The 13,231-nt window shown below is 63.6% G+C and carries 12 protein-coding genes; 3 read left to right on the top strand and 9 right to left on the bottom strand.

The window, feature by feature from the left end; all coding sequences use genetic code 11:
- Positions 1-53 precede the first annotated feature (53 nt).
- The 4 genes from dnaG to CJU94_RS29550 form a co-directional block, all read right to left on the bottom strand.
- Entirely contained in the window at positions 54-1,919 is a 1,866-nt protein-coding gene (dnaG, locus tag CJU94_RS29565) for a DNA primase (protein ID WP_095422124.1), read from the bottom strand.
- Between the two features lie 81 nt (positions 1,920-2,000).
- Entirely contained in the window at positions 2,001-2,447 is a 447-nt protein-coding gene (locus CJU94_RS29560) for a GatB/YqeY domain-containing protein (protein WP_095422123.1), read from the bottom strand.
- A gap of 222 nt (positions 2,448-2,669) precedes the next feature.
- A complete protein-coding gene (gene rpsU, locus CJU94_RS29555; protein WP_028196180.1) occupies positions 2,670-2,882 on the bottom strand; it encodes a 30S ribosomal protein S21 in 213 nt (70 codons plus the stop codon).
- Between the two features lie 68 nt (positions 2,883-2,950).
- Positions 2,951-4,168 (bottom strand): BaiN/RdsA family NAD(P)/FAD-dependent oxidoreductase, encoded by a 1,218-nt coding sequence (locus CJU94_RS29550; protein ID WP_095422122.1) that lies wholly within the window; start codon positions 4,166-4,168, stop codon positions 2,951-2,953.
- A gap of 122 nt (positions 4,169-4,290) precedes the next feature.
- On the opposite strand from CJU94_RS29550, the gene tsaD reads away from it, so the two are divergent.
- On the top strand, positions 4,291-5,319 hold the full coding sequence (gene tsaD, locus CJU94_RS29545; RefSeq protein WP_095422121.1) for a tRNA (adenosine(37)-N6)-threonylcarbamoyltransferase complex transferase subunit TsaD: 1,029 nt from the start codon (positions 4,291-4,293) through the stop codon (positions 5,317-5,319).
- A gap of 73 nt (positions 5,320-5,392) precedes the next feature.
- Here the strand turns inward: tsaD and folE2 are convergent, their stop codons facing one another.
- The 4 genes from folE2 to CJU94_RS29525 all read right to left on the bottom strand — a co-directional run bounded on the left by folE2 (position 5,393) and on the right by CJU94_RS29525 (position 9,640).
- Positions 5,393-6,199, bottom strand: coding sequence for a GTP cyclohydrolase FolE2 (folE2, locus tag CJU94_RS29540; RefSeq protein ID WP_095422120.1), 807 nt, complete (start codon positions 6,197-6,199; stop codon positions 5,393-5,395).
- A 261-nt stretch (positions 6,200-6,460) separates the two neighbouring features.
- Positions 6,461-8,368 (bottom strand): 1-deoxy-D-xylulose-5-phosphate synthase, encoded by a 1,908-nt coding sequence (dxs, locus tag CJU94_RS29535; RefSeq protein WP_095422119.1) that lies wholly within the window; start codon positions 8,366-8,368, stop codon positions 6,461-6,463.
- Positions 8,369-8,453: 85 nt separating this feature from the next.
- Entirely contained in the window at positions 8,454-9,335 is an 882-nt protein-coding gene (locus tag CJU94_RS29530; protein ID WP_095422118.1) for a polyprenyl synthetase family protein, read from the bottom strand.
- On the bottom strand, positions 9,332-9,640 hold the full coding sequence (locus CJU94_RS29525; RefSeq protein ID WP_007178839.1) for an exodeoxyribonuclease VII small subunit: 309 nt from the start codon (positions 9,638-9,640) through the stop codon (positions 9,332-9,334). Before CJU94_RS29525 ends, CJU94_RS29530 begins: the two co-directional genes overlap by 4 nt.
- Positions 9,641-9,926: 286 nt before the next feature.
- Here CJU94_RS29525 and CJU94_RS29520 point away from each other — a divergent pair, with 286 nt between their 5' ends.
- Positions 9,927-11,033: an aromatic ring-hydroxylating oxygenase subunit alpha gene (locus CJU94_RS29520; RefSeq protein WP_095422117.1), complete on the top strand. Its 1,107-nt coding sequence runs from the start codon at positions 9,927-9,929 to the stop codon at positions 11,031-11,033.
- 255 nt (positions 11,034-11,288) lie between these two features.
- Positions 11,289-12,158 carry a sulfurtransferase gene (locus tag CJU94_RS29515; RefSeq protein ID WP_095422116.1) on the top strand — a complete coding sequence of 290 codons (870 nt, stop codon included), beginning with the start codon at positions 11,289-11,291 and terminating at the stop codon, positions 12,156-12,158.
- 124 nt (positions 12,159-12,282) lie between these two features.
- On the opposite strand, the gene CJU94_RS29510 is transcribed toward CJU94_RS29515, so the two are convergent.
- The gene (locus tag CJU94_RS29510) at positions 12,283-13,155 is read right to left on the bottom strand and encodes a dienelactone hydrolase family protein (RefSeq protein WP_095422115.1); all 873 of its coding nucleotides are present in this window, start codon (positions 13,153-13,155) and stop codon (positions 12,283-12,285) included.
- Positions 13,156-13,231: the final 76 nt, after the last annotated feature.

The following is a 13,231-nucleotide window of genomic DNA, read 5'->3' as shown; positions in this document are numbered from 1 at the left end:
AAACAAACCGCTGGAAACCTTTTATTATAGCACTCAGGCTCCCTTCGCTCCGCCTACAGCCCGAGCCGGCGCTTCATGTCGGCCCGCTTCCGGTTGAGCTCCGACAGCTCCGCGAACTCCTCCGGCGTATGCCGGGATTGCCGCGAAAGTTGCTCGAGCCGATCGCAGTAAGCGTCGTACCGCATCTTCAGGATCGCCGCCTTCAGTTCCTCGCCAACGATCCGCTCCTGCTCGCGCCGTTCCTCGATTACGGTCGCATCTTCCGGGTCCTTCAGCAGCAAATCCCGGACGTTTTCATCATAGTCTAGAATTTTGCGAAAGATTTCCTCGAAAGTTGGGGCGTTCGCGCCGTTTCGCAATAGGTCGGACAACAGCTGGAACTCCGCCGAATCGCCCAGCGCACGCGCGTGTGTCGTCACCTCTTCGAACAGCTCGCCGTGCCGCGTGACCGTGAGGAGCGCCTGTTCGGCCTCCTCGTCGAGCACCGCCACCGTGCGCGGATGCATGACCAGATTGCGCAGCGTTTTCTCCTCGATTCCCGTCACACTGCGCCGGTCTTTGCGGGCCGGCGCGGCACGGGCCGCCGCCGCGATTCGAGAATCGACCTCGCACAGCGCGGCAACCTCGTCGAACGGCACGTCGAGCCGGTCGGCGAACATATGCATGATCTGCGCGCGCAGCGCGTTGGCCGGCAGCGCCTGCAGCAGCGGCTTGGCGTCGAACAGCGCGCGGGCCTTGCCCTCCGGCTGGTCCAGTTCCTTGCCGGTCAGCACCTCGTTCAGCATGAACTGCGACAGTGGCATGGCCCGCTCGACCTGCTCGGCGAAGGCTTCCGTGCCGTATTCACGCACATAGCTGTCCGGATCGTGCTCGGACGGCAAAAAAAGGAACCGGATGGTGCGGTTGTCCGCGGCGTGCGGCAAACAGGCGTCCAGCGCGCGACGCGCGGCACGCCGGCCCGCCGAATCGCCGTCGAAGCTGAAAATGACCGTGTCGGTCTGGCGCATCAGTTTCTGCACATGAATCGGCGTGCAGGCCGTGCCGAGCGTGGCAACCGCGTTCTGGAACCCTAATTGGGCCAGCGCGACCACGTCCATGTAGCCTTCCACGACCAGCACGTAGTGCTGCTCGCGTATCGCGAGGCGCGCCTCGAACAGTCCGTACAGCTCGCTGCCTTTGTTAAATAAAGGCGTTTCGGGCGAATTCAAATATTTCGGCTCGCCGCCGTCCAGCACACGGCCGCCGAAGCCGATCACCTGCCCTTTTACATTGCGGATCGGAAACATGACCCGCTCGCGAAAGCGGTCGTACCGACGGTTCTGCCCCTGTGCGTCGGACTTTTCACTCACGATCACCAAACCCGATTCGACCAGCGAATCGTCCCGGTAGTTCGGAAATGCCGCTTCGAGGTTCTGCCAGCCGTCCGGGGCGTAGCCGAGCCCGAAACGGGCCGCGATCTCGCCGGTCAAGCCGCGCTTCTTCAAATACTGGATCGCGACCGGCGCGCTGCGCAGTTGCTTGCGGTAGAAGTCGCAGGCGGTCTGCATGACGTCGGAAAGCGCCGTGGTGACCGCTTTGGACGCCGCCGGCGCATGGCCGCCGGAACCGCCGCCATAGCCCGGCGAAGGCTCGTTCGGCACGGTCAAGCCGACCGACTGCGCCAGCTCGTTGACCGCTTCCGGAAAGGACGAGCCAACGTGCTCCATCAGAAAACCGATGGCCGTTCCATGCGCCCCGCAGCCGAAGCAGTGATAGAACTGCTTAGTCGGACTAACCGTAAACGAAGGGCTTTTTTCGTTGTGGAACGGGCACAGCCCCATGAAGTTCGCGCCGCCCTTTTTCAACTGCACATACCGGCCCACCACGTCGACGATATCGACGCGGTTGAGCAGGTCCTGCAGGAATGACGGAGGAATCACAGTAAATGACGCTACCTGAAAGACTCAAGGCTGCACACGCCGCCCGTCGAGCGACGGCGCGCGCAGACCGGACAACGGACCTTACTTCGCGAGTGCGGCCTTGACCTGCGCCGAGACCGCGGTCATGTCGGCACGGCCAGCCAGCTTCGGCTTGAGCACGCCCATCACCTTGCCCATGTCCTGCGGGCCGGCCGCGCCAGTTTGCGCTACCGCGGCCTGAACTTCGGCAATGATCTCCGCCTCGGACATCTGTTCCGGCATATAGGCAGACAGAATCGCCAGTTCGGACTTTTCCTTGTCGGCCAGATCCGTGCGGCCTGCCGCTTCGAACTGGCTGATCGAGTCTTTGCGCTGCTTGATCATCTTGTCGACGACAGCGGTGATCGCGGTGTCGTCGAGCGTGACGCGTTCGTCGACTTCGCGCTGCTTGATCGCGGCGAGCAACAGGCGGACCGTGCCGAGACGCTCGGTTTCACGTGCCCGCATGGCGGCCTTCATATCGTCGTTGATCCGGTCCTTGAGACTCATCACTCACCTGAATGCGTTGGAATTGAGAAACCGGCCAGGCTAACCGCATCAACACGAATACCCGCTTGGGACTGCTTCCTCAAGCGGGTTGGCACAATGTGCGTGGTGGGCGCGACCCTGCCGGCTGGCCCGAAGGGCCGTGTTTTCCGTGATGGCACCTGCTGCGCCGTCACCGGGTGGATGTCGCCGCTCCGTTTGACGGGAACCGCGGCAACGCCAGAATCAGTAGAACTTCTTTGGCAGCATCTGACCACGCAGACGCTTGAAATGACGCTTCACCGCAGCCGCCTTCTTGCGCTTGCGCTCAGCCGTAGGCTTTTCGTAAAACTCGCGAGCGCGAAGTTCCGTCAACAAACCGTTTTTTTCCATGGTGCGCTTGAAACGGCGCATGGCGACTTCAAACGGCTCGTTGTCTTTTACGCGGATGGTCGTCATTTTTCAATAACGGAACTTTGTAAAGGTTCAGGAGTATAGCAGAGCTTTCTCACAAAGCCAGAGAGCCGTCAAGCCCCTCTCGCGTACTCCACGGCTGCCTGGCCGGCCGCCACGCCCGATGCCCACGCCCACTGGAAGTTATAGCCGCCCAGCCAGCCGGTGACGTCCACCGCTTCGCCGATGAAGTACAAGCCTGGGGCGCGCGCGCTCATCATCGTCGCCGACGACAGGTCGCGCGTGTCGACGCCGCCGCGCGTCACTTCGGCCTTGCGATAGCCTTCCGTGCCGTTGGGCGTGAGCGTCCAGCGCGTCAGTGCTTCACCGACGCGGCGCAGGGTCTTGTCCGGCAAGTCGGCGAGGCGCGCTTCGGCGGGCACCTGGTGGGCTTCCAGCCAGACATGGGCGAGCCGCTGCGGCACCCACTCCGACAACAGACTGGCAATCTGACGCCTGGTGCCGGTTTTGGCTTCGAGTAAGGCGGTCGTGGCGTCCTGCTCGGGCAACAGGTTGATGTGAATCGGCTCGCCGGGTTGCCAGTAGCTCGAAATCTGCAGCACGCCCGGCCCGGAAAGGCCGCGGTGCGTGAGGAGCAGATCTTCGTTGAATTCAGCGCCGGTCTTTTTGTTGCCGGTCTCGAGCTGCACCTCCAGCGAGACGCCGGACAGCGCCGAGAACGGCTCCCAGTCGGTTGCGGCGAAGGTCAGCGGAACCAGCGCGGGGCGCATGTCGATCAGTTTGTGACCGAACTGCTTGGCAAGACGATAGGCAAAATCCGTGGCGCCGATCTTTGGAATCGACAGCCCGCCGGTCGCGATCACGAGCGCACGCGCGCTGATCGGCCCCGACCGGGTATCCAGCGTGAACCGCCCTTCCGCGTCCTGACGCACCTGTTCGACTGACAGGGGCGTGCGCCATGCCACGCGGCCCGCGTCGCACTCGCTCTTCAGCACGTTGATGACCGCGTCGCTCGACTGGTCGCAGAAAAGCTGCCCTTTATGCTTCTCATGCCACGTCACATGATGGCGCTTGAGCAACGCCATGAAGTCGCGCGGCGTGTAGCGCGCGAGTGCCGAGCGGCAAAAATGCGGATTCGCCGACAGGTAGTTGGCCGGGCCGGCATACAGATTCGTGAAGTTGCAGCGGCCGCCGCCGGAGATGCGGATCTTCTCGGCGAGACGCTGCGAGTGGTCGATCAGCACCACGCGACGGCCGAGCTGCCCGGCCACGGCCGCGCACATCATGCCGGCCGCGCCTGCGCCGATCACTGCGATATCGAAGGATTCCATGCGGTCGCATTGTACCTGCGCGTCTGCGGCTCCTTGCCCGCACTGCTATACTTTCAGGCTTGCTTTTTCACTTTCGGGCGCTGGAGTGTCATGACTCGCGCGTCCGCTCAGGCCCACCCATCATGCTCGTTCTCGGCATCGAAAGCTCCTGCGACGAAACCGGTCTCGCGCTCTACGACACGGAGCGCGGCCTGCTGGCGCACGCGCTGCATTCGCAAATTGCGATGCATCGGGAGTACGGCGGCGTGGTGCCGGAGCTGGCGTCGCGCGATCACATCCGGCGCGCGCTGCCGCTGCTCGAAGAGGTGATGGAACGCGCCGGCACGGCCCGCGGCGACATCGACGCGATCGCCTACACGCAAGGCCCGGGTCTCGCAGGTGCGCTGCTGGTCGGCGCGAGCGTTGCAAATGCGCTGGCCATGGCGTGGGACAAGCCGACCATCGGCATCCATCACCTGGAAGGGCATTTGCTCTCGCCGCTGCTGGTGGACGAGCCGCCGCCGTTTCCGTTCGTCGCGCTGCTGGTGTCCGGCGGCCATACGCAGTTGATGCGCGTGACGGACGTGGGCGTCTACGAGACGCTCGGCGAAACGCTGGACGACGCCGCCGGCGAAGCCTTCGACAAAACCGCGAAGCTGCTCGGCCTCGGCTATCCCGGTGGCCCGGAAGTCTCGCGCATGGCGGAATTCGGTACGCCCGGCGCCGTGGTGCTGCCGCGCCCGATGCTGCATTCGGGCGATCTCGATTTCAGTTTCAGCGGCCTGAAGACCGCCGTCCTCACGCACGCCAGGAAGCTCGGCGGCGCCAACATCTGTGAGCAGGCGAAAGCCGATCTGGCGCGCGGTTTCGTCGACGCGGCGGTCGAGGTTCTGGCGGCGAAGTCGCTGGCCGCGCTCAAGAAAACCAAACTCAACCGGCTGGTCGTCGCGGGCGGCGTCGGCGCGAACCGGCAACTGCGCGAGGCGCTTTCCGCCGCCGCGAAGAAGCGCAATTTCTATGTGCACTATCCGGACTTGTCGCTGTGCACGGACAACGGCGCGATGATCGCGCTGGCCGGCGCTTTGCGCCTGCAGCGTTGGCCGGGCCAGTCGGGCAAGGACTACGCGTTCACGGTGAAGCCACGCTGGGATCTGACGTCCCTCGCACGCTGAGGCCGATATCCTTAAACCGTAAAAAAAGCCGCTTCAAGAAGCGGCTTTTCCATGCAGTCGGCAAACGCGCGTATCAACCCGCCCGCTTATCCCGTTCGATCACCGCATACGCGCTGTGATTGTGAATCGACTCGAAGTTCTCGGCTTCGAGCACGTACGCCACGATCCGCTCGTCCGCGTTCAGACGCTGGGCGACGTCGCGCACCAGATCTTCAACGAACTTCGGATTTTCGTAGGCGCGCTCGGTGACGAACTTCTCGTCCGGGCGCTTAAGCAAGCCCCACAGCTCGCACGAGGCTTCTTCTTCTGCGACCCGGATCAGCTCTTCCACGGCCACGTCACCCGCCAGCTCGGCGTTGATCGTCACGTGCGAGCGCTGATTATGCGCGCCGTACTGCGAGATCTTCTTCGAGCATGGGCACAGGCTGGTAACCGGCACCTGCACCTGCATGAACAGACGCGTCGCACCGTTGCGGGTCTCGCCCGTCAACGTGACTTCGTAGTCGAGCAGGCTCTGCACACCCGACACCGGTGCGGTCTTGCTCACAAAGTAAGGGAACGACACTTCGATGCGGCCCGCCTCGGCTTCCAGCTTTTCCAGCATCGCGGCGAGCATGGTGCGGAACGTGGCGGGTTCCAGGGGTGCCTTGTTCTCTTCAAGCAAGGCGACAAAGCGCGACATGTGCGTGCCCTTCTGGTCGGCCGGCAAATGCACGTCCAGATTCCACGTCCCGACCGTCGGCTGCACCTCGCCGCCTTGCGTGCGAACCGTGAGCGGATGGCGCACCGCCTTCACGCCGACCCGTTGAATCGGGATCTGGCGGGTGTCAGGCGTGCTTTGCACGTCGGGCATCACAAAGGCGGGATTCATCTGATTCATTGTTTTGTCCTTTCAGGAAATGCCGTGCCGCCCCAGCTTTTCTGCCCCGGAGGAAGTCCCCTTCGGGACTGCGCCCTCAGGTGCTGTCGCGAAGCGACAGGCCTGGGGGCTCCAGCGGCCGCGCAAATCCAGGCGCGCAAATGGCAAACGCCGGCCCCTGCCGGCGTCGAATGATGGGCCCGAAGGCCCACCAATTCAAATTGGAGCTTGCTATGGGCGCGATAGCCGCCTGCACGGCGGCCGCACAGCGAGCAGCAGCGCTTACGCGACGCGCTTCACCGACGACTGGCCGCCCACCGCCCCGCTCAACAGGAAACGCTCGCGGATCGACTTGGTGATACCCGTGGCGTCGAGACCGCACGCGGCGAGCAGCTTCGCCGGATCTCCATGATCGATGAACTGATCGGGGAGGCCCAATTGTAGTACCGGTCGGATAACCCCACTGGCAAGCAGGGCTTCGACGCATGCCGAACCCGCGCCGCCCATCACGCAGCCTTCTTCCACCGTAACGATGGCGTCGTGCGTTTCAGCCAACTGGCGGACCAGATCGGCGTCCAGCGGCTTCACAAAGCGCATGTTCGCGACCGTCGCGTCCAGTTGCTCGGCCGCAGCCAGCGACGGCGCGACCATCGTACCGAACGCGAGGATCGCAATGCGCTTGCCAGCCGGCTGCGACGTTTCGCGACGAATCTCACCCTTTCCGAGCGGCAGCGCCGCCATTTGCTTGACCGTGGCGACACCCGTGCCGGCGCCACGCGGATAACGCACCGCCGTCGGGTTCGGCTGCTGCAATGCCGTGTACAGCATCTGGCGGCATTCGTTTTCGTCCGACGCGGCCATCACCGTCATGTTCGGGATACAGCGCAGGAACGCCAGGTCGTAAGCGCCCGCGTGCGTTGCGCCGTCCGCGCCGACCAGCCCCGCGCGGTCGATCGCGAACACCACCGGCAGATTCTGCAGTGCGACGTCGTGAATCAGTTGATCGTACGCGCGTTGCAGGAAGGTCGAGTAGATCGCGACCACCGGCTTCATGCCTTCCGCGGCCAAACCGCCGGCGAACGTCACCGCGTGTTGCTCGGCGATGCCGACGTCGAAATAGCGGTCCGGGAAGCGCTTCTCGAATTCCACCATGCCCGATCCTTCCCGCATGGCCGGCGTGATACCAATGACGCGCGCGTCCAGCTCGGCGGCGTCGCACAGCCATTCGCCGAACACCTGCGTGTAAGTTTTCTTCGACGGCGTGGTGGCCGGCTTGATGCCTTCGGCCGGATTGAACTTGCCCGGGCCGTGGTACAGCACCGGGTCGGCTTCGGCCAGCTTGTAGCCCTGGCCTTTCTTCGTCACGACGTGCAGGAATTGCGGACCGCGCAGTTCCTTGATGTTCTGCAGCGTCGGGATCAGCGAATCGAGGTCGTGACCGTCGATCGGACCGATGTAGTTGAAGCCGAATTCTTCGAACAGCGTTGCCGGCACGATCATGCCCTTCGCGTGCTCTTCGAGCTTGCGGGCGAGATCGAGCATGGGCGGCGCGACGCGCAGCACGCGCTCCACGCCGGCACGCGCGGCCGCGTAGAAGCGGCCCGACATCAGACGCGCCAGATGGCGATTCAGCGCGCCGACCGGCGGCGAAATCGACATGTCGTTGTCGTTCAGGATGACCAGCAGCGGCACGTCGTCTTCGACACCGGCGTTGTTCATCGCCTCGAAGGCCATACCGGCCGTCATTGCGCCGTCACCGATTACGGCGATGCCCATGCGGTTGTCGCCCTTCAGCTTGCTCGCGACCGCCATGCCGAGCGCGGCCGAGATCGACGTGCTCGAGTGCGCCGTGCCGAAAGTGTCGTATTCCGACTCGTCACGTTTCGGGAAGCCCGAGATGCCGCCCAACTGACGCAACGTGTGCATCTGGTCGCGGCGACCCGTCAGGATCTTGTGCGGATAAGTTTGATGGCCCACGTCCCAGACGATCCGGTCGTGCGGCGTGTCGAACACGTAGTGCAGCGCAATGGTCAACTCGACTGTGCCGAGGTTGGACGAAAGATGGCCGCCCGTCTGCGATACGCTGTCGAGCACAAAGGCACGCAACTCGTCGGCAAGCGGTTGCAATTGGCGGCGATCGAGGCGGCGCAGTGCTGCCGGGTCGTCAATGGTTTTCAGCAAGTCGTACATCGTCGTTCCATTGTAGGAAAACTTACGCGCCCGCACTTCATACATGCACCCCACAAAGGAGGCGCGCGGCGGCGGGCTTTCGCGTTCAGCTAACCCGGTTCACCACCAGGTCGGCCAATTCGGCAAGACGCTGCGCGCGTGCGCCAAACGGCGCCAGCGCGGCGTGAGCGTCACTGCGCAACTGCGCTGCGAGCGCGCGCGACGCGTCGAGTCCAATAATCGACACGTAGGTCGGCTTGCCGTCCTTCGCGTCTTTACCAGCCGTTTTGCCGAGCGTCGCGGAATCGGTCGTCACGTCGAGAATATCGTCGACGACCTGAAACGCGAGGCCGACAGCGGCCGAATAAGCGTCCAGCGAGCGCATGGCCTCCGCATTCGGCGTTTCACCCGCGAGCGCGCCCATGCGCACCGCGGCACGCAACAAGGCGCCGGTTTTCATGCGGTGCATGGTTTCGAGTTGCACGCGCGTCAGCGTGTGGCCGACGCTCGCCAGATCGATGGCCTGCCCGCCGCACATGCCGATCGAGCCGCTCGCCAGCGCCAGTTCGCGCACGAGCGCGGCCTGTTGCGCCGGGGCCAGCACGTCCGAGGTCAGCGCGACGAACGCCTGCGATTGCAGCGCATCGCCCACCAGCAATGCCGTGGCTTCGTCATACTTGACGTGTACCGTGGGCTTGCCGCGACGCAGCGCGTCGTCGTCCATGCACGGCATGTCGTCGTGGACGAGCGAGTACACATGAATCATTTCCAGTGCCGCTGCTGCCGCGTCGAGGCATTCGGCGCGCGCGCCGGTCAGCTCGCCGGCCGCGTGGCACAGCAGCGGGCGAACCCGCTTGCCGCCGCCCAACACCGCGTAGCGCATGGCCTCATGCAGCGTGGCGGGCTCGGTTGCCTCGGTCGGCAGGTAATGTTCTAGTGCCGTTTCGACGCGCTCCAGCACCGAGCGCATCCATTGTTCGAATGTCATAGGTCGTCCCCGCTCTCAGTAGCGGCTGTGCCTGCGGTATTCATGGGCAGCGGCTTGAGCGTCTCGCCGTCGAGCACGCGCACCTGCTGCTCGACCTTCTCGAGCTGCTGCTGGCAAAACGCCACGAGGGCCGCGCCACGCCGGTAGGCGGTGAGCGACTCCTCGAGGCTGAGATTGCCGCTTTCCATGCGCGCAACCAGCCCCTCCAGCTCCGCCTGAGCGGCCTCGTAATTCTCGGGCAGCGGCGTAGTGTCGACGCCTTCGGCTGGCGTGGCAGCAGTATCTTTCGACGCGGTCTTCGCCATGAATAGTCGCAAAATTAAAACAAGTCGGACATTCTACGGCAAAAGCGACATTTCCGATCCGCTCGCCGGCCTACGCCTCGCCTTCCGGCCCTCCGCTGCCCCACCAGTCTCGCAGAAAAAAAGTGATCGGTCTGCGGCGAAAAGGTCGAACTTTCTTGACATTTTTTACCCAAATCAGGCACTTAAGCGCCCCAAGAGGGGGGAAACGGGTATAATCGCGGGCTCCCTAAATCGAATCTTCGATGGTTGGGTTGTTCACTGCTTTCACGTCTTCACGGGAGTGGGAATGTCCAATCTGAGCAATGCATTGCAGTTGCGGTCTGTCCACAGCCAGCTGCCAGTCACGGCTTACTTTGACGAAGCGCTTCTAACGCGCGAAATCGACACCCTTTTCAAGAAAGGTCCTCGCTACATCGGCCACGATCTCATGGTGCCCGAGGCGGGGAATTATTTTGCTTTGCCGAGCGAGAGCGAAGGGCGCGTGCTCGTCCGTAACCAGCAGTCGCAAGTCGAACTGCTGTCGAACGTGTGCCGCCACCGGCAAGCCATCATGCTCAACGGCCGCGGCCAGACGGAGAATATCGTCTGCCCCCTGCATCGCTGGACGTACGACCTGAACGGCCAGCTCCTCGGTGCGCCTCATTTTGCGGACAATCCCTGCCTGAATCTCGGCGCCACGCCGCTGCAGAACTGGCAAGGGCTGCTGTTCGAAGCGCAGGGGCGCGACGTCGCGCGGGATCTGGCGCGCCTCGGCACCAAGGAACATTTCGATTTTTCGGGCTTCATGTTCGATCACGTCGAAGTCCATGAGTGCAACTACAACTGGAAGACCTTTATCGAGGTCTATCTGGAGGACTACCACGTCGCGCCGTTCCATCCTGGCCTCGGCAGCTTCGTCAATTGCGACGACCTGACGTGGGAGTTCGGCGACTGGTACAGCGTCCAGACGGTTGGCGTGCACAAGGATCTGGAGCAGCCGGGCAGTCCGACCTACCGTAAGTGGCACGACGAAGTGCTGCGCTTTCGCGACGGCAATCCGCCGGAGTTCGGCGCGATCTGGATGGTGTACTACCCGGGCATCATGATCGAGTGGTATCCGCATGTGCTGGTGGTGTCATGGCTGATCCCGCGTGGTCCGCAGAAAACCACCAACGTGGTGGAGTTCTATTACCCTGAGGAAATCGCGCTGTTCGAGCGGGAGTTCGTCGAAGCCGAGCGCGCCGCCTATATGGAAACGGCTCGCGAAGACGACGAGATCGCGGAACGCATGGACGCCGGCCGCCGCGCGCTGATGAATCGCGGCGAATCGCAGGTCGGCCCGTATCAGAGCCCGATGGAAGACGGCATGCAGCACTTCCACGAGTTCCTGCGGCGCGAACTCGGCACGATCTGATTGGCGCCTGGCCAGATTCTTCTGGCAGCACTGACGCATGGAAAGACGGACTTCGGTCCGTCTTTTTTTGTTTAGACTAACGGGATAGCTCGGCCATCCGTTGCCGGGGCCAAGCCGTCTAACGGAGCCGCCATCGCCAGTATCGAGCTTTACATGGGACCAGAGTAAGGCGCTAAAGCGCCAACTCTGGTCGACCGCGTTGCATGGGACCAGAGTAAGGCGCTAAAGCGCCAACTCTGGTCGACAGGAGACATCATGCCCCACACTCATTACACCACTCTGATCTCCGCGACCAATCTCGCGGAACGGCTCGCCGCCGCGCCGGGCAGCGTGTTCATCATCGATTGCCGGTTCGATCTCGCCGATCCGGAAGCGGGCGAAAAAGCCTATCTGGCCGCGCATCTGCCGGGCGCGCATTACCTGCACCTCGATCGCGATCTGTCGGGGCCGAAGAACGGACAGAACGGCCGCCATCCGTTGCCGGATCGCGCACGGCTGGTGGAAACGCTGGAGTCGCGCGGTCTGAAGCAAGGGCAGCAGGTTGTCGCCTATGACGCGCAAGGCGGCATGTACGCCGCCCGTGCATGGTGGCTGCTGCGCTGGCTCGGTCACGACGCGGTCGCGCTGCTCGACGGCGGCCTGCAAGCCTGGGAAGCCGGCGGTCATCCGCTCACGCAGGACGCGCCAGCGCAAAACACCGGCGACTTCAAAGCCGGCGCGCCGCTGTCCGTCACGGTCGATGCGCAAACGGTCGAGCGCAATCTGGGTTCGAAGGAACGCGTCGTGCTCGACGCGCGCGCGGCCGATCGCTATCGCGGCGAGAACGAGACGCTGGATCGCGTCGGCGGCCATATCCCCGGCGCGCTCAACCGCTTCTTCAAAGACAACCTCACCGCCGACAGCCGCTTCAAGCCCGCTCACACGTTGCGCGAGGAATTCCACGCGCTACTCGCCGACACGCCGCCTGAACACGTCATACTGCAATGCGGCTCGGGCGTGACAGCCTGTGTGAATGCGCTGGCCATGGAAGTCGCCGGCCTGCACGGTGCGGCGTTATACGCGGGATCGTGGAGTGAGTGGAGTTCGGATCCGAAGCGACCCGTCGCAACGGGCCCGAATCCTTGAGCGCCAACCTTCGCGCACAGTAAGCGCGAAGCTGGCAAAAGGCCGTTGAACCGCGCTCGGGCGGTAACGGCCTTCTTGATCCGCGCGAGCCCGGGGGCTCGCCGGCCAGCGTCAAAACCGGGGCTCAGGCTACCCCGTGCTGCTTGAACCACGCCAGCGTGCGGCGCCAGCCGTCTTCCGCATCGGCCTTCTTATAGCTCGGGCGGTAATCCGCGAAAAAAGCGTGGCCCGCATCGTCATACACGACCAACTGCGACCCGCGTCCCGCTTGCGGACCTTGCGCGATGGCCTGCTTCATCTGTTCGAGCGTGTCCTGCGGAATACTCTGATCCTGCAACCCGTAGAGTCCGAGGACCGGCGCACGAAGCTGCGCGACCTCGTCGAGCGGATTGGCCGGCGTCATCGCGCTCCTTGCGCCCGCGACTCGCCCATACCACGCCACGCCCGCCTTCAGTCGCGGGTTGTGTTCCGCATACAGCCACGCAACGCGCCCACCCCAGCAAAAGCCGTTCACGCCAAGACGGTTCAGATCGCCGCCATACTCGCCCGCCCAGGCGACGGTCGCGTCGAGATCGCCCATGACCTGGTCGTCCGGCACCTTGCTGACCAGTTGCTCGTTGAGCTGCTGCATGCTCGTATAAACGGTGGGATCGCCCTGCCGCTCGTACAGGTTCGGCGCGATCGCAAGATAACCCTGCTTGGCGAAGCGCCGGCACACGTCGGCGATATGCTCATGCACGCCGAAAATCTCGTGCACGACGATGATCACCGGCAAGCGTGTCTTACCCTTCGGCTGCGCGCGATACGCCGGCACCATGGTGTCGCCGGAGCGCACGGCCACTTCGCCGGCTTCGAGGCCGTCGCTGTCCGTACGGATGGTTTGCGCCGACACCGGCAGCACGGCCGCGGCAAATCCGGTGCCGAGCGCGGCCTTGATGAAAGTACGGCGGTCGAAGGGAACGTGCGGGACCAGGCTGTCGATCTCGGGTTTCAGCATGCGGCGCTCCTCTGTTGAACGTTGGAGGCGACAGGATACGCCGGACACGCATCCTGTTGCAGAAGCAACGTTTTTC

Origin of the sequence: Paraburkholderia aromaticivorans (genome assembly GCF_002278075.1) — a bacterium.
Taxonomy (GTDB): Bacteria; Pseudomonadota; Gammaproteobacteria; order Burkholderiales; family Burkholderiaceae; genus Paraburkholderia; species Paraburkholderia aromaticivorans.
This window is presented reverse-complemented; position numbering and strand designations above follow the sequence as displayed.